Origin of the sequence: Brytella acorum (assembly GCF_029309905.1) — a bacterium.
GTDB lineage: Bacteria > Pseudomonadota > Alphaproteobacteria > Acetobacterales > Acetobacteraceae > Brytella > Brytella acorum.
Map to the genome: position 1 here is coordinate 16,010 of NZ_JARBJP010000014.1, position 15,797 is coordinate 31,806.

The 15,797-nt window shown below is 55.4% G+C and carries 15 protein-coding genes, 2 tRNA genes and 4 pseudogenes; 16 read left to right on the plus strand and 5 right to left on the minus strand.

Features of this window, described 5'->3' with window-relative positions; all coding sequences use genetic code 11:
• The first annotated feature begins 60 nt into the window (after positions 1-60).
• The 4 genes from PWM43_RS14070 (at position 61) to PWM43_RS14085 (ending at position 1,150) form a co-directional block, all read left to right on the plus strand.
• Positions 61-405, plus strand: a complete 345-nt coding sequence (locus PWM43_RS14070) for a tRNA-binding protein (protein WP_289843148.1) — start codon at positions 61-63, stop codon at positions 403-405.
• Complete coding sequence (gene gpt, locus PWM43_RS14075) at positions 405-887, plus strand: xanthine phosphoribosyltransferase (RefSeq protein ID WP_289843149.1); 483 nt, start codon at positions 405-407, stop codon at positions 885-887. The genes PWM43_RS14070 and gpt overlap by 1 nt, the downstream gene beginning before the upstream one ends.
• Positions 888-964: 77 nt before the next feature.
• Positions 965-1,041, plus strand: a tRNA-Pro gene (locus tag PWM43_RS14080).
• A gap of 32 nt (positions 1,042-1,073) precedes the next feature.
• Positions 1,074-1,150, plus strand: a tRNA-Arg gene (locus tag PWM43_RS14085).
• A 58-nt stretch (positions 1,151-1,208) separates the two neighbouring features.
• Here the strand turns inward: PWM43_RS14085 and PWM43_RS14090 are convergent.
• Complete coding sequence (locus tag PWM43_RS14090; protein ID WP_289843164.1) at positions 1,209-1,370, minus strand: transposase; 162 nt, start codon at positions 1,368-1,370, stop codon at positions 1,209-1,211.
• Between the two features lie 314 nt (positions 1,371-1,684).
• Here PWM43_RS14090 and PWM43_RS14095 point away from each other — a divergent pair, with 314 nt between their 5' ends.
• The 7 genes and pseudogenes from PWM43_RS14095 (at position 1,685) to PWM43_RS14125 (ending at position 7,613) form a co-directional block, all read left to right on the plus strand.
• The gene (locus PWM43_RS14095; protein ID WP_289843150.1) at positions 1,685-2,662 is read left to right on the plus strand and encodes a hypothetical protein; all 978 of its coding nucleotides are present in this window, start codon (positions 1,685-1,687) and stop codon (positions 2,660-2,662) included.
• Between the two features lie 5 nt (positions 2,663-2,667).
• Positions 2,668-2,871, plus strand: a complete 204-nt coding sequence (locus PWM43_RS14100) for a hypothetical protein (RefSeq protein ID WP_289843151.1) — start codon at positions 2,668-2,670, stop codon at positions 2,869-2,871.
• Positions 2,872-3,054: 183 nt separating this feature from the next.
• Positions 3,055-3,645, plus strand: a pseudogene (locus tag PWM43_RS14105) (transposase); the annotation flags it as partial.
• Positions 3,646-3,667: 22 nt separating this feature from the next.
• Positions 3,668-4,537 carry a LysR family transcriptional regulator gene (locus tag PWM43_RS14110; protein ID WP_289843152.1) on the plus strand — a complete coding sequence of 290 codons (870 nt, stop codon included), beginning with the start codon at positions 3,668-3,670 and terminating at the stop codon, positions 4,535-4,537.
• Positions 4,538-4,641: 104 nt separating this feature from the next.
• Positions 4,642-6,090: an aldehyde dehydrogenase gene (gene aldA, locus PWM43_RS14115; RefSeq protein ID WP_289843153.1), complete on the plus strand. Its 1,449-nt coding sequence runs from the start codon at positions 4,642-4,644 to the stop codon at positions 6,088-6,090.
• Positions 6,091-6,097: 7 nt separating this feature from the next.
• Positions 6,098-7,069, plus strand: coding sequence for an AEC family transporter (locus PWM43_RS14120; protein ID WP_289843154.1), 972 nt, complete (start codon positions 6,098-6,100; stop codon positions 7,067-7,069).
• A 10-nt stretch (positions 7,070-7,079) separates the two neighbouring features.
• Positions 7,080-7,613, plus strand: coding sequence for a type 1 glutamine amidotransferase domain-containing protein (locus PWM43_RS14125; RefSeq protein ID WP_289843155.1), 534 nt, complete (start codon positions 7,080-7,082; stop codon positions 7,611-7,613).
• Positions 7,614-7,708: 95 nt separating this feature from the next.
• Here PWM43_RS14125 and PWM43_RS15515 read toward each other — a convergent pair.
• From PWM43_RS15515 to PWM43_RS14145, 4 genes and pseudogenes are all read right to left on the minus strand, one after another.
• Positions 7,709-8,267 (minus strand): annotated as a pseudogene (locus tag PWM43_RS15515) (transposase); the annotation flags it as partial.
• Between the two features lie 178 nt (positions 8,268-8,445).
• Positions 8,446-9,478 (minus strand): annotated as a pseudogene (locus PWM43_RS14135) (oxidoreductase).
• 33 nt (positions 9,479-9,511) lie between these two features.
• Complete coding sequence (locus tag PWM43_RS14140; RefSeq protein WP_289843156.1) at positions 9,512-9,832, minus strand: MBL fold metallo-hydrolase; 321 nt, start codon at positions 9,830-9,832, stop codon at positions 9,512-9,514.
• Positions 9,829-10,290, minus strand: a complete 462-nt coding sequence (locus PWM43_RS14145) for an MBL fold metallo-hydrolase (RefSeq protein WP_289843157.1) — start codon at positions 10,288-10,290, stop codon at positions 9,829-9,831. The genes PWM43_RS14140 and PWM43_RS14145 overlap by 4 nt, the downstream gene beginning before the upstream one ends.
• A 297-nt stretch (positions 10,291-10,587) precedes the next feature.
• Here PWM43_RS14145 and PWM43_RS14150 point away from each other — a divergent pair.
• The 5 genes and pseudogenes from PWM43_RS14150 to PWM43_RS14170 all read left to right on the plus strand — a co-directional run.
• Positions 10,588-10,814 (plus strand): annotated as a pseudogene (locus PWM43_RS14150) (IS3 family transposase); the annotation flags it as partial.
• A gap of 344 nt (positions 10,815-11,158) precedes the next feature.
• Complete coding sequence (locus PWM43_RS14155; RefSeq protein ID WP_289843158.1) at positions 11,159-11,707, plus strand: sigma-70 family RNA polymerase sigma factor; 549 nt, start codon at positions 11,159-11,161, stop codon at positions 11,705-11,707.
• Positions 11,708-11,812: 105 nt separating this feature from the next.
• Entirely contained in the window at positions 11,813-12,823 is a 1,011-nt protein-coding gene (locus PWM43_RS14160; protein WP_289843159.1) for a FecR family protein, read from the plus strand.
• Between the two features lie 326 nt (positions 12,824-13,149).
• The gene (locus PWM43_RS14165) at positions 13,150-15,564 is read left to right on the plus strand and encodes a TonB-dependent siderophore receptor (protein WP_289843160.1); all 2,415 of its coding nucleotides are present in this window, start codon (positions 13,150-13,152) and stop codon (positions 15,562-15,564) included.
• 2 nt (positions 15,565-15,566) lie between these two features.
• Positions 15,567-15,716 (plus strand): PepSY domain-containing protein, encoded by a 150-nt coding sequence (locus PWM43_RS14170; protein WP_289843161.1) that lies wholly within the window; start codon positions 15,567-15,569, stop codon positions 15,714-15,716.
• Positions 15,717-15,797: the final 81 nt, after the last annotated feature.

Genomic DNA, 15,797 nt, shown 5'->3' on the forward strand with positions numbered 1-15,797 from the left:
CGCCGCGGATACAAAGGCGTCTCATTGCAAAATGCGTCCCGCGAGGGCAGCATCCTGGTTATGAGTGCAAGGATTGAAGAGCGAGCCGAAGTCGTGGAAAATGTCCATGGATTCGCGGCCGACATTCGGGTGGGTACGGTTGTTCATGCGGATCGTCGGATGAGCGCGATGCGACTACAGATCGATTTCGGGCCGGGAATCGGCCTGCGTCACGCGCATGCGAGGCTGGCGTCGCATTATGATGCGCGGGTTCTGACTGGTCGTCAGCTTTGCGCTGTGGTGAATGTGCGCGGGCTGGGAACGTCTCGTGACGAAGTCCTGGTGCTCGGCATGAAAAACCATGCTGGCGAAATGGTATTGATACGCCCCGACCAGAGCGTCGCGGATGGAGGAAGACTTTTCTGATGGCCATCAATTACGCCACCGTGACATGGGATCAGCTTCATCGTGATGCGCGCACCCTGGCCGCCGCCCTGATGCCTCGTGGACCGTTCAAGGGGATCGTCGCCGTCACACGTGGTGGTCTGATCCCGGCGGCGATTATCGCGCGCGAGCTGGATTGCCGGCTGGTCGAATCCATTTCCGTGATCAGCTACGCAGGCGAAAGCAATGACGAACAGAGTGAGCCGGTCATCGTAAAACCGGCGGTCGCCGCAGACGACGGCGAGGGTTTCCTGATCGTCGACGATCTCGTTGACTCGGGAGAAACCGCCAAGGTGGTTCGCGAGGCTCTCCCCAAAGCCCATTTCGCGTGCCTGTATGCCAAGCCTGCGGGTCGCGCCCACACGGACCAGTATGTCATGGAGGTGTCTCAGGACACATGGGTTCTGTTCCCGTGGGACACCGCTCCGCTTTTTGTTCCGCCTCTGGCGCGCAAGGCTCCTTAAGCTATCCGACCGGACTTCCATTTTTTTTCTGCGGGCCCATTTCGCTTCGATGGATGATGCGATAGGTTCCGCGGGTTCGGGGCGTGGCGCAGCCTGGTAGCGCGCTTGTTTTGGGAACAAGAGGCCCCCGGTTCGAGTCCGGGCGCCCCGACCACAATCTTCCGCTCGTGTTCCACGGCGGCCTGCGCGCCCTTAGCTCAGTTGGATAGAGCAACAGCCTTCTAAGCTGTGGGTCGCTGGTTCGAATCCAGCAGGGCGCGCCAGTTTTTTCGCGGGTTCCCGTAGTTTTCCGCTTTGAAATTTTGCGATCTTTCGCAGTGGCTACGCTTTCGGGGTGTCTTTCCACTGAAGGGCGTTGCGGATCACATAAACGATCCCGCTCAGAACACGCCGCTCATCCGCACGGGGAACCTCATGCGCCAGAAGGAAATACGGCTCAATCCGCTCCACCTGGCGTTCAGACAGCAAAAACATGTCACTCACAGTCTTGCCTCCATCGGTCAGCCTGTGAATCACTACCATTTGCTCAATTCAATAAATTAATAGATCTTTAGCCTAATAAGCTGGATTCAAACAAGCAATTACAAGCGTTTATTTGTGCGGCAAAGCCGCTTTACGAAGTAAAAAGCCTCCGCTATTAAAATATTTTGAATTATAAATGGCTTGGCTTCTATTCAGCGAGGGGAGGTCTGAAAATCATTTTATTCAGCCGGCGAAGGCTCTCCGCACTGTGTGGCGCACCGCTGTTGGCACTGGCGGTGCTGAAGCAAAAACTGGCTCAATCAGGGGAAAGCATCATGTCGCCACGCAGTTTCATATCCATCCCGCTCAACCAGTCTTGCCAGGCTCTGGCGGTGTCCCGCCGCAGCGACATGATCGCGGCTTACGGCGATTTCGGCAGCCCGATCTTCGTCTATGATTTCTCGGGCAAGCTTCTGGTCACCGTCGAGCGGAGCGGACCGGATGCGAGCAAGGAGATCTACTTCACAGACAACGACCTGGTGATTTCTCGCCCGACACAGCTTTACTGGAAAACGCACTCCTTTCAGGCAATCGACATGAAACGCTCGGGGGATGTCTTGCTTTCTGCGGCCCTGCCCGAGCGGCCCCGCTCCAACGCGCCGGTTAGGCAGATCGTGTTGTCTGAAACGGGACGTCACGTCCTGGCCAAACCTCATAATGGGACGGCCGAAGACATTACGCTCTATGACAGCCACGCAATCGGAACCTGTCGCTTTCCAAACACCGTAGTCAAGGAGTTCGCGACGGCGATCGCCATCCATGAGGGGACGGATCGCATCGCGCTGGCGATCTGGGGACAGAAACTCCATCTTCTGTCGATCGGCACGGGAGAGATCGTCTGGACCATCGAAGGCGTATTTGGTGGCTTTATCTCGGCAGAGAGAATGGCTTTCTCAAGCTGCGGTCGGTTCCTCGCTGTCAGCCGCACCATTTCGGCCTCGGTACTGCAGCAGGCCTATGTCGGTGGTCTCCGCATTTATGACGCGGCGACCGGCGCGCTCCTGCATGAGTCCGACACGCATGGCGACTATCCGAACCGTCTCGAATGGTGCGAACACACGCGCTCCTTCAACGCGCAAGTCAAAGACGACTACATCGTCATCCGCGAACGTGACGGCCAATTTATTGCCAGCACGCGGACTATTTCCGGCCTGATCGATGCCGTGGCAGTCCCGGGCACCAGCACGATCGCCTATATGCGAGACGGTCTCTTGCGTTCGTACAAGATCGAATTTCTGGACCTGGGAGCGTAAAGGCGGTGGCAACGATTGATTCGCTTAAAGCTCAGCTTCTTGCCGCAAGCTGGGCCGTCTATGGGAATGCTCCGAGCAACGGCATCGAGCCGATTATCGGCGCAGACGGCGTCCCCATGGCGATGTCCGCTGGCAGCATGGTCGCTGCCGCCTACCAGACAGCCGATGGCAGCATCATGATCGCGCTCAGGGCTCATTCTTTGAGATAGAAGATGAAGCTGGCTGCGATGTGGATTGCGGACATGAAAGTATGAGCGCAGCGGTCGCCCCTGATGGACCATGACCTAAGCGGATGTGACCGGCAGCATTGACTGTCCGCGATCTCCGGTCCTGAGGCATTCAGTCCAATTTCAGCTCTCAAATAATATGATGCTATCGATTCGCGGAGGTCGCTGATCCCCCCTGATCCCGGCTGCCGGTGTGGAGGCAGCAAGCGGACAGTGGATACAGGGGAGGTCAGGAAAGACCTTACGCTGCGCACCACCATGAATGACTATTTCTGCCGCTGGCAGCATGACAGAACACTCGACCGCCCGCACCATGGGCTCTACATCCTGTGTCGGGCATAGGCAGGTCGTAAGGCCGACAGCGGCGATCACCGACAGCCGGAGCGTGAAGAGCGCCGAAAAGGGGGCGGAGTATCGGATCCGTCCAGTTTCGACGCCGGCAAGAGGATCAAGGGCAAGAAGTGGCATGTCCTCGTCGATACGCAGGATCTGGTGACGGAGGCAACGGTCCACGCGGCCGATGTCCAGGATCGTGACGGCGGTGGATGCTGATGGCGACATTGTTCGGACGGTATCCGTTCCTCCTGAAATTCTACGCCGAGGGGGGCTATCAGGGGGCAAAGTTTCGGCAGGGACATGGCTCATGTCTGCAATTCTGTGAATGTCGAGATCGTGCGGCGCTGTGACGTCGGAAAATTCGTGATATTGTCCAACCGCTGGATCGTGGAGCACACCGTCGCCTGGTTGAACCACTGCCTTGGACGGACATTAAGACTGCATGGACGCGCTGAAGCTTTCACAACTTCAATTTTTTGTTGCCGTCCTTGAAGAAGGCTCCGTCGTCGGTGCATCGCGCCGGATGAACTGCGTCGCCTCGAATGTCACCGCACGCCTTAAGGAACTCGAACAGCTTCTTGGTCAGGAACTCTTCCTGCGCGAAAAAGGCAGGCTGGTAATCACTCCCGCCGCGCGCCTGTTCTACCGCGAGGCGAAGCCCGTGGTGTTGAATGCGGCGCGTCTGCTGCATCTGTTCGAGGCGGATGCGCCGCGCGGCATTCTAACGGTCGGCGCGCTCGACGTAGCTCTGCGTCGCTTTCTCCCAGAACGTCTTCCCGCGTTCGCCACAGCTTATCCCGGCGTCGAACTGACATTGCTGATGCGTCCGTCTTATACGCTTGAGCGCATGTTGGCCGACGGAGACCTCGATCTCGCGCTCACCGATGGTCCGATCCAACACCCTTTGCTGAACAGCCGCTTTGCGTTCGCCGAAAGCCTGTCGCTCGTCGTTCCGTCGCACATCACCGCTATTAAGGAGATCAACTGGCCAACTACGACCGTTTTCCTGTTCAACACGGATTGTTTCTATCGCAGTTGCTTTGAACGCTGGCTCAAGAAACGTGGCATCGAAACACCCGTCATTCAAACGATCGAATCATACGACGCCCTACATGCATGTGTTGCCGCTGGCCTTGGAGTTTCGTGCTTTCCAGACAGTATGACGAGTCCCCAAGATTGCGATGACCTCAATGGCGTGCGCTTCCTGAAGCCGGACGACCTTGCATCTGCACCCGTCTATTTCGTCTGGCGCCGGGATTCCGTCTGCGCCCCTGCGATACATTTCGTCGAGCATTTCGCACAGCATGAATGATCGATAGTCATTCACTTAATGTGAGCTTTTTAATCATATATCGTTGCTTTTAATCATTAAGGCGCCTGTCGATACTCCCCTTATCCAATGAACGGGAGTATCTCATGACAAACGCATCACGCCACAACCTGTTTATCGATGGCATCTGGACCGTCCCATCTTCCAGCGAGTGGATCACTGTCCAAAATCCGGCGACAGGCGAGACTGTTGCTCACGTTGCCAGGGGTAATGCACAGGACGTCGACCGCGCGGTCGACGCGGCACAGCGCGCCTTTCCAGCTTGGAGCCGCAAGACAGCAGTCGAACGCGCGGACTATCTTCTGAATCTCAATCGCCTGATCGAGCGCGACAAAGAACATCTTGCTGCCGTCGTTACCTCTGAGATGGGCAAACCCCTGAAGGAAGCCCGTGTCGAGATCGAGTTCGCCGTCGGCCTGATACGCTTCGCCGCTGAAAATACCCGTCGTCTACAGGGCGAAATCGTGCCTGGCAGCACTGCGGACGAGAAAATTTTGATCGACCGTGTACCGCATGGCGTTGTAGCAGGTATCGCTGCGTGGAATTTCCCGTTCGCACTCTGTGCCCGCAAAATCGCTCCAGCCATCGCGGCGGGTAATACGATCGTCATCAAGCCGCACGAATTGACGCCGCTTGCTGGTCTGGAGTTGGGGCGTCTTGTGGCAGAAGCCGGGATTCCGAAGGGTGTGGTCAATATCGTCACCGGAGCCGGTCCGGATGTAGGCGTGCCGCTGGTAGCTCATCCGCAGACCAAGCTGATCACGATGACGGGTTCCACGCCAGCCGGGAAAAAGATCATGGCTGCGGCGGCTGAGCACCTGAAAGAAGTGCGGCTGGAGTTGGGCGGCAAAGCGCCGTTCATCGTGATGGAAGACGCCGACGTGGAAAAAGCGGCGAGCGCTGCCGTGGAGGCGCGGTTCATGAATGCTGGTCAGGTGTGCACTTCCAATGAGCGCACCTATGTGCACGAAGCGGTCTATGACGCATTTCTGGCCAAGGTCAGCACAAAGATAGCCGCCCTGAAGGTCGGTGACCCGACCGCGCCGGATACGGATATCGGGCCGAAAGTCAGCTTGGCTGAACGCGACAAGGTCCATGCCATGGTCGAACGGGCCGTCGCGCAGGGTGCCAAACTGGAAACCGGCGGTCATGCGCTTGCCGGCGGTGATTACGACAAGGGTTTTTACTACGCACCCACACTGCTGACCGATGTCCGGCAGGATATGGACATTGCGCACGACGAGGTGTTCGGCCCGGTTCTGTCCGTCATCAAGGTGACTGACTTCGATCAGGCGCTCACCTATGCGAACGACTGTCGCTACGGCCTTTCCGCCTATCTCTTCACTCGCGATCTCGGACGGATCATGCGCATGACGCGTGAACTCGAATTTGGAGAAGTCTATGTCAATCGCGGCGGCGGCGAGGCTCCACAAGGCTATCACCATGGCTATGGCGAGAGTGGTCTGGGGGGCGAAGACGGCCAGCATGGGCTGGAAGCCTACGTTCAGACAAAAACGATCTATCTGAACGCCTGAGTCCGTCATGTCGAATGTGATCTCAATTCTGGCACCGATTTTCGGGCTGATCGCATTCGGCGCGCTCACGGAGCGCGCTGACTGGTTGGGCGCGAACGCAACCGACGTGCTCAACCGCTTCGTGGTGCGTCTGGCGCTTCCGGCAGAACTGTTCCAGATCACGCTTCAGGTGCCGCTGCACCAACTCGACCATCCGGGTTTCGCGTCGGCCTTCGGGCTCGGGATGACGCTCACATTCGCGCTTGGCTGGATAATGTGCTGGTGCAGGGAACGGGCACATCCGCAACGTCTTTCCGCTGCGGCCATTGAAGGGCTGTGCGCCAGCTATGCCAACACGTCGTTCATCGGAATACCGGTGTGTCTGAACGTGTTCGGTGTGCAGTCCATGGCGGCGATCACGTTGTCTACATTGTTGACGACATGTGCACTGTTTGCCGTGGCGATCTTCATGATCGAGGCCGACCAGCAACGGAAAGGTCGCCGAAGCGTGGTCGCTCTGACGGGTATGCGCGCTTTGACCCGCAACCCTTTGATCTTCGCACCCGTTGTCGGAATCGCGCTTAATATCACCGGATTTTCACTTCCCGCGCCCGGCATGACCTTCGTGACCCTTCTCGCCGGAGCGGCGAGCCCCTGCGCTCTGCTGACCATCGGCATGTTTCTCTGGAAAACACGACAGGGAGCGATGGTGCCACTTGCCGCGGTCCTGCGCCTGACGCTGATGAAGCTGCTGTTACAGCCGTTCGTGACGCTGGTGCTCGCGGTGAAGGTCTTTTCGATGCAACCATTATGGGCACATGAAGCGTTGATCCTGAGTGCGTTGCCGACCGGCACTGGACCGTTCATGCTGGCGCGCCTTTATCGGCAAGACGCCGATATCGCCAGCCGGGTGACACTGCTGACAACAATACTTTCCATTATTATCGTCGGCGTCCTCATGGGGATCAGCCCGATGGCGAACACATCTTCACATACATAAGGACAAGATCATGACAAGAAAAATCGCTGTATTGGCTGCAGATGGAACGGAAGAAATCGAGCTTACGTCACCTGTGCAGGCACTTGAAAAATCAGGGGCCGAAATCACTGTCATTTCGCTCGAACGAGGCGAGTTTCAGGCCGTCAAGGGTGACATATATCCGTCTAGAAAATTCACCGCCGACCTTGCTGTTGGGGAAGCGGCACCGGCGGATTACGATGCTCTCTTGCTGCCTGGTGGCGTTTTTTCGCCCGACAAGCTTCGCGCAAACGACGCAGCCGTGCGCTTCGTTGCCGCCATCGCATCGTCCGGCAAGCCGATCGCCGCGATCTGTCACGGTGCACAAACCCTGATCGAAACGGGTATGCTCAAAGGCCGGACCGTCACGTCCTGGCCAGCTATCAAGACTGACCTGAAAAACGCTGGCGCTAAATGGGTCGATGACGAAGTCGTCATCGACGGGCCGTTTGTGTTCTCGCGCAGCCCGGACGATCTGAGTGCTTTCAACGCAGCGATCATCAAACATTTCGGCGTGTCCTCATAATACCCTCCAAAGAGGATGACACTTCTTGATAACTGTATAATCGCCGATGCGTGCAAACGTCCCGTCGTGGTGGGCCGTCATCAAACACAGGAAGCCGCATGACGCGCTGATGTCGTGGTCTCCACCTCAACAATAACAGCATGCCCGATTGGGCGTGGCGGCAGAATCGCGTGCCGCAGGATCTGTAAGAGATAATCTTGTAGGGACAACAGACGTCGATGCACCGAATGCCGCATCGTCAAGACTGGCAGGATGTTCCTTCACGGCCCCCTACCGCGTCAGGAAGGAAGGCTTTCATCTCCCGGAACAGCCAGCCGTCGATTGGCATCGGTCTGGATCAGGCTGGCATTAACGGCGAAACCTTCCCCACAGACCAGATCCGTCTCGATACCGCGTCGGACGGGCATCTCGAATACTTCGCGCAGAAGGTTGTTTTCACGACAACGGTCATGTCGGTTCTTTGAAAAAGTGGAGCGGTCAGGAACAGTTCCATCCAGACCCAACTGGCAGAACCACCGATCGTCGGGATTCAGATGTACCTCTCCGCAGAGACGGCGCTTGACGGATACTCATGCAATAACCGATCAGCAGCATTCGAATGAGGAGCACTGGGGCACTCGATGGGTGTACCATCGGGCGGTAAAACGGGTGAACCCCGGTTCGCTTACCCATCACTCGTCATACTTCTTGAATGAAGATGACTGAATCAACAGGTCATGATTATTCCAAGAGCGACTTTTTTAACGGAATTAGTCTCGTTCAGATTTCCTGCATCGAATCAATGGTTCCCGAGCCAAAGGCACTGTAATCAGTATAACCTTCCTGACCCTGACTATACCATGTTTTGACGATATCCTGGTTCAGAGGAAAGTTGTTTTCCAGACGATAAACGAGGTCGGGGTTGGCAATGAATTTGCGACCGAAGGAAATGGCGTCTGCAACACCCGTTGCAACCGCGGCAAGTGCGTCTTCGCGTGTATAGTCCTGATTTAAGAATCAATGGGTGATGAAACACGCTCTTGATCGGACTATGCAGCTTTGCTTGGTTCGTTTTGCCAAAAAAAGTGCCATCAGGACTGGATTCTCGAAGTTCCAGAAAGGCGATTTCCAGCGCATTCAACATGCGCGCCGCCGGAACAAAAACCTGCTCGGGATGACTGTCGATGCATCCTTGGGAGTCCCCATTGGGGGAAAGGCGAACGGACGTTTTTCCAGCCCCCGCAATAGCAACAACCCGTTCGGCCACGTCTTGAAGAAAACGTATCCGATTTTCTGACGATCCTCCATAGGAGTCTGTTCTCAGATTGGTGCTGTCTCTCAGAAATTCATCAATCAGATAACCATTAGCCGCATGGATCTGCACACCATCAAATCCGGCAGTCAACGCGTTGCGTGCGGCCCGTTCATAGTCTTCCAGAATGCGTTCAATATCCGGGTTTGTAAGCTCCCGTGCCTGTTCGACATCCTGTTTTCCATCATAGGTGTGTAGTTTTTCTGACGGTGTGGTGGGTGAGCAGGATACCGGTTGCAGCCCTGTAACACTTGAATGAACCATGCGGCCCATATGCCAGAGTTGCGCTATTGTTTTTCCTTTTTTTATGGACCGCCTCAACAACAGGCTTCCAGGCTTCAACCTGCTGTTGAGACCATATCCCTGGCGCATAGGGCCAGCCCAAGCCTTCCTGACTTATGCCGATTGCTTCGGAAATAATAAGACCTGATGATGATCTTTGCGCATAATATTCGGCCATGATCGGTGTCGGAATATGTTCCCGCGTGGCGCGGGCACGGGTAAGAGGGGCCATGATGACGCGATTGGCGGCATGAATGTCGCCAAGCTGGATAGGGTCAAATAAGGTGGCCATTGGTCTGCTCTCCGTATGAGATGGACAGGTATGTCAGTTTAAAGTGTGTAATTCCACGGTTCCGGTAAAAGCCTGTAGGTTTGGTTTTTTTTTGACAATGCGTGCAAAACTTGGAAAATCAACATGCATGCCCGCAATTGGAAATTGATGGCGACTGGCTTCTTCGAACAATTCTTTCCGGGTTTTTTCCGCCTCAACCGGATTGACATCGAATGTCATCGTGACTTCTGGACGAGATACCTGAATTTCCGGAACATGTATGAGATCTCCCCAAACGAGAAGTTTTTCCTGCTCGGATGCAACCAGGAATCCGGAGTGTCCTGGCGTATGGCCAAGCAGAGACCAGCCTGTCACTCCGGGGAAAACGCCTTCATTGCCGCTGAAGGTTCTGATTTTATGTTTATAGGGAGCAATCTGTTCAACAGCGCAGTCGAAAAAAAGTATCGATCTTCAGGCGATATCTTGTCTCTCAGCGTTTCATCTGACCAGTAAGCAAGTTCTTTCTCGTGCAGCACAATATCAGCGTTCGGAAAAAATGGCTTTCCGGTCACCCGATCGGAAAGCCCTGCAGAATGATCGGGATGAATATGCGTGAGAAGAACCGTATCAATATCAAGCGGATCAATCCCCGCATGTTGAAAATTTCGAAATAATTGCCCGGCGGAAGACTGGAGATAGGTTCCACATCCGGTATCGATTAGAGCAATACGACCTGCGCTATGTATCACAAAAAAATTTACCGAAGCACGTCTGGCAGGACGGAACTGTGCGCTCAAGATATTCCGTGCTTCGTCGGGATCGATATTTTGCAAGGAACTCATTCCTGCATCGAGATACCCATCTGACACAGATGTGACGACAGTGTTGCCAACACGGCGATGATACACAGAGGGAACCTGCCGGGTGGGGACGTTATACATCAGAAAAACCAGCCTTTCATCATGATGAGGATTATCTCAGTTTTTTCTGCGGCTCTTTCGTGAACACAAAGATAAGATTGTGACGAAGGAACTGGAGCGTGGATATGACGAGACGGACATTCAGCCGTGAATTCAAAATTGAGGCCGTAAGGCTGGTGACGGATCGGGATGACGCGGCAATCAGTTGAATCCAGCGAATATACGAGTGAACAGTTCCAGCGGCTCCTGGCCGACAATGGGATCACCTGCTCGATGAGCCGGGCTGGGAATGTCCGGGATAATTCGGCGACGGAGAACTTCTTCTCATCGCTGAAAACCGAACGACCGCCCGTAAAGTCTATCGCACCCGACATGAAGCAGGGGCCGACGTCTTCGACGACATCGAACGCTTTCACGACCCGCGCAGATGGCATTGAAAATTGGGATACATGGGCTCAATGGAGTTCGAGGCTCGCATTATGCGGGCTGGGCTGTCTGTCCGCGAAACCGGCAGCAGGCCAGGCCGCGTCCCTCCATGACGCCAATACCCTGCTGACACCACCCCGAGATAGACTGATTTGCCAGTCAGAAAATAATACTTGGACGCGAAAAAATCATTGCAACCATGACATCTGGAAAGAGTGGCTATTCTGAATGTTGCTGATGATAACGAGTTGCAATAAGTGTGACGAGATCCATGCTTATGGATTAATGTGTTCGGAGCAGCGTCAGATGGCTGCGTTTTCCAGACCGGGTAGGGCGCGAATGAAGGAATTAGGGGGTGGAATCGAAAGATAAATCGCTGTTGCAGACCTATCTGGCTCACCGAAGCCGGCTGCATACGCTGGCGAGTCGATTGGTCGGATGTCGCGTCAAAGGCGAAGATATCGTCCAGGACGCCTACCTTCGGTTGCATACCGGAGCGCTCTCCGATGAGGTCAGGGTGAAGCGTCCATTCCAATATCTCTGGAGTGTGGTTTATCGGCTCGCACTCGACGCCCGGCGGGACATTGTCCGTGATCCAGCTTCAACCAGTCATTCCATTTCGCTTGAGAGCCAGAGTGCGGACGAGCAATATGCTTTCGGACGGGAAGTGGAAGATCTTCGGACGCCCGAGCGTGGTGCCATCGCACGGGAAGATTTGGTCGCTGTGATAAAGATACTCGAGGGTTTGCCTCTCCGCACACGTAAGGCTTTCGAACTGAACCAGATTCACGGACTTGCTCAGCGCGAGATCGCGCAGATGCTGGGTGTGTCGCCCCCTCGTGTCAGCGCGATGATTCGGGACGCAGCACGGCGGCTTAACGATGCTTTTGGCGATGAGGACTGATTTTTTGTCACGTCACTATTATGTTTCCGCGTCCTATGGCGTCTATGGACCAGAAGGACGGTATATCCATGCCCTTCGGTCCTCGGGAGCGCGTCCGGCAGGTCTATGAAAAATACCTTTTCCTCCGAGTTCGATCCGACAGGTGAGGCAATTACCTGGCAGATGAAACTCGCGGACGCTCCAGGTGATGCGGTGCTTCTCGCCGGTCTCAACGCCTGGCGGATCGCCAGACCCGAGAATGAACGCGCTTGGCGCAAAGCGGAGCGTGTGCGGAATCTCGCACGGATCGCTGTCCGCGAGAGCGCTGTCGACGTGCTGCCGACGTTCCCCGTCCCCGCAACGTTACCCGTCCGCTCGCGGTCCGTGCGCTGGCTCTGGTGGGCATCTCCAGTCGCCGCTGGCGCTCTGGCGCTCGCCGTTTTCTGCAGCCCGATGATTTACGAACGCGTCTATGAACGCCTCTGTGCCGATGACGTCACGGGCGCGGGAGGTGTCCGGGATATCACCTTGCGCGACGGCACTCAGGTCACGCTGGGCGCCGAGACGGCCATTGCCATTGATGAGGACAAAAAGCTGGTCACGCTGCTGAGAGGCGAGGCATTGTTCCATGTGACGCATGACGCGGTCCATCCGTTCACGGTTCTGGCCGGTTCCGTCAGGCTCCGCGATATCGGCACCATCTTTGACGTCCGCAAGGATGGACCGCGTCTGGTCGTTGCTGTGCGCGAAGGGGTGGTTGGTGTTCTTGCGCCCGGCAGTGCCATGACTGCTGAACGGAGGGTGGAGGCAGGTCAGCAGATCACGGCGACGGATGGTTCGAGCCAGGTGGATCAGTCCGCCGTCGCGCCGGATACGATCGGCTCCTGGCGCTCTGGTCTTCTGGCGGTGGATGGCATTTCGATTGCCGACCTGACAGAAATCCTTGGTCGCTATTACTCCGGCTACGTCATTGTGCGTGGGGCATCGGGGGCATCGGATCGTGTCGGTGGCGTCTACGATCTGCGGCACCCGGCTGAAAGCCTCCGAATGCTCGCGTCTTCGCATGGCGGTTCAGTTTCGGAGTATGGAGATAGACTGCTGGTCGTGACGTTTGGTAACGGCGCGAAACGCCCCTGATCCATCGTCACGAATACCCGCGGGTTACCTGATCCGGACTGTTGCACACAATCGCCGCGCAATCGCACCCGTCATAGAATACCCTTGGAATGAAGGGTATCGGTGTTCGCTGCGCAGGCGACGACCGTTCTTGGCCTCCGGCTCGCGTCTTCATTCCAGATCCACTCATCCGTCTGTCCGAAAAATTTTTTGTGCCGCTATTAACTATCGCTCCGAATTTCAGTCTAGCCAGAGACGGCACATGAAGATGCGATTGGTTCGCACTAGAAGTTGAGTGCGGGATGGCTTGCTCCCGCTCGACGACGGCCAGATGGAAGGGTCATCGAATGGTTTTCTCCATTCCCGCCGTGAGGAGAGGAGTAAGTCTGGGAGCGTTCGCGGTTGCTCTGGGAAGTGTCGGTGCCGCTGCGAGCATCGATCAGGCTCTTGCCGCTTCAGCGGCAACGCAAGATACGGTGCATGTGGACATACCGGCCGGCTCGCTTGCCAGCGTACTGAGGCAGTTTGCCACGGCGACCGGAACGAAGCTGGAATACAGCTCTCCCACGGTACAAGGTTTAACGTCGCCGGGTCTGCATGGAAATTTCTCCGTTCAGGAAGGGTTCTCACACGCTCTCCGTAATCATGGGCTTACGGTTCAGCAGGGGCATCCTGGATATTTCACAGTCGTTAAAGCTTCATCCGCGATCATCCTCAGCCCCGTGCGCGTGCGGGGGACAGCGTCCCAACAGGCGAAAACCATGGGCGAGGGCCTGGCAGGTCAAAAGGAGACGGCGACAGGCCCCGTGAAAGGATATGTCGCCCATCTCAGTGCGTCGGGCACGAAGACCGAAACGCCTCTTATCGAGACGCCTCAGTCCATATCCGTTGTTCCACGCGATCTGATTTCGGATATCGGCGCGCAAAGTCTGGGCCAGGCGCTGGTCTACTCCGCTGGGGTCCAGACACAGCCCTACGGGTTTGATCCGCGTTATGATCAGCCTCTCATCAGGGGTTTTTCCGCAAGCCAGTATGGCAATTACCGCGATGGCATGCGTTTTGCGAACGGTAGTTTCGCCTACTTCCGCAACGAACCTTATGAGGCGGAACGGATAGAGGTTTTTCGGGGACCGACATCGGTCTTGTATGGTTCCAATAACCCGGGGGGCCTCACCAATGTTGTCAGCAAGCTGCCGGTTGATACTCCCATTCACGAAGTCGAGTTGACACTGGGAAATTACAATCGATATCAGGGTGAGTTCGATTTTGGTGGTGCCGTTGATCATGGGCACGATGTTCTCTACCGGCTGACCGGCCTCTTCCGCGATAGCGATACCCAGGTTCATAACACCAAGGACAACCGTATCGCGGTTGCTCCTTCCATGACGTTTCATATCACGCCTCGTACGACCCTGACTGTGTTGGGAGAATACCAGAAAAACCTGACATCGATGTGGCCTTACTACCTTTATATGCCAGGAAAGGGCCTGACCCATATTCGTGTAGGAGACCCTGCCTACGACGCATTTCGTCAGCAGCAATGGTATTTCGGCTACAAACTGGAGCATAAAGTCAGTGATCTTGTAACCCTGCGCCAGAATTTCCGATACGGACATGCGTATCTGGATGGTGAATTCGAGGATTCTTACGCTTTACTTGGCCCCAACCTGACCCGGTATGCAGGACAGTGGCAGGAAGGGCTGACAAGCCTGAATATTGATACACAGGCCCAGTTCAAGTTTCGTACCGGTCCCGTGCAACATACGATATTGTTTGGCGTTGATTACTTTCAACAACACCTGAACAGCAAGATGGGGGAAGGATGGGGCTCCACGCTCAATCTTCTGAACCCGGTCTATAGCACCAGTGGCGTATCCATCATCCAAACGGCGACGGATGTATATCAGGTCATCGATCAAGTCGGTATCTACGCGCAGGAGCAGTTGTCCTGGAAGCATTGGCATCTTCTGCTGGGTGGCAGAGAAGACATCGTCGGCACAAGTTCGAAAAATCTTCTGGCTAATAATGCCACAACCCGAACCAGTCCCAATGCGTTTACAGGGCGGGCGTCTCTTTTATATCTATTTGATAACGGAATCGCACCGTATTTCAGTTATTCCACATCTTTCATGCCCACTTCGGGGGTCAGTTCGCCTGCGACGGGCAGTCGCCCGTTTGATCCGACCAAGGGGCACCAGTACGAAGCTGGTCTAAAATATCAACCTCACGGGTTAGATAGCTATATTACGGCCGATTTCTTCGATCTGCACCAAACCAATGTTTTGACGACAGACCCCGCTAATACACTCTATAATATACAAAATGGCCGGGTCAGGTCGCGAGGCGCAGAAGTAGAGGCGGTCGCGAACCTTGGCTTCGGTCTGCAAGCCATAGGATCCTATACCTATGTCGATATTTTGAATACCCAGAGCACAACAGCACCTCACAAAATTCCGGTCGGCGTGCCCCGAAACCAGGCATCTCTTTTCCTGAACTACACTTTCCCGTCTCATTTTGTGCCGGGATTGGGTGTCGGTGGCGGTGTGCGCTTTCTCGACAAGACCTGGGCGAACGTCGCGAATACCCAGAGAAATGACGCCCTTACTGTCTTCGATGTCATGATCCACAAAGACGTGGGGCCGGTCAGGCTGCAGCTCAATGTCAACAATATTGCCAATCGACGTGTGGCGGTCTGCAATACGGGGAACTGCACATGGTCGCTCGGCCGTGTCGTTCTTGGCTCCGTACGGGTGCGGTGGTGACAATGAAGGGCACTGTGTTGCGCCGATGGGTATGGATTCATAAATGGACGAGCATAATTTCAACGGTTTTTCTGCTCATCCTGTGTACGACGGGTCTCCCGTTGATATTTGGAGACGAAATCGTCGGTTGGAACGAAAACTCCTTATACTAAATTGTTTTGGATGTGACTCATGGGGGTGCCCATAGGCGTTAAATTGTGATTCACAGGATACCATCGTTGAAGGAAGGTATC

Bases quoted from the DNA above. Each gene is read 5' to 3' on its own strand.
- PWM43_RS14160 (WP_289843159.1), top strand. From the start codon at position 11,813: ATGAAAAATACCTTTTCCTCCGAGTTCGATCCGACAGGTGAGGCAATT.
- PWM43_RS14125 (WP_289843155.1), top strand. From the start codon at position 7,080: ATGACAAGAAAAATCGCTGTATTGGCTGCAGATGGAACGGAAGAAATC.
- gpt (WP_289843149.1), top strand. From the start codon at position 405: ATGGCCATCAATTACGCCACCGTGACATGGGATCAGCTTCATCGTGAT.
- PWM43_RS14170 (WP_289843161.1), top strand. From the start codon at position 15,567: ATGAAGGGCACTGTGTTGCGCCGATGGGTATGGATTCATAAATGGACG.
- PWM43_RS14120 (WP_289843154.1), top strand. From the start codon at position 6,098: ATGTCGAATGTGATCTCAATTCTGGCACCGATTTTCGGGCTGATCGCA.
- PWM43_RS14165 (WP_289843160.1), top strand. From the start codon at position 13,150: ATGGTTTTCTCCATTCCCGCCGTGAGGAGAGGAGTAAGTCTGGGAGCG.
- PWM43_RS14095 (WP_289843150.1), top strand. From the start codon at position 1,685: ATGTCGCCACGCAGTTTCATATCCATCCCGCTCAACCAGTCTTGCCAG.
- PWM43_RS14070 (WP_289843148.1), top strand. From the start codon at position 61: ATGAGTGCAAGGATTGAAGAGCGAGCCGAAGTCGTGGAAAATGTCCAT.
- PWM43_RS14110 (WP_289843152.1), top strand. From the start codon at position 3,668: ATGGACGCGCTGAAGCTTTCACAACTTCAATTTTTTGTTGCCGTCCTT.
- aldA (WP_289843153.1), top strand. From the start codon at position 4,642: ATGACAAACGCATCACGCCACAACCTGTTTATCGATGGCATCTGGACC.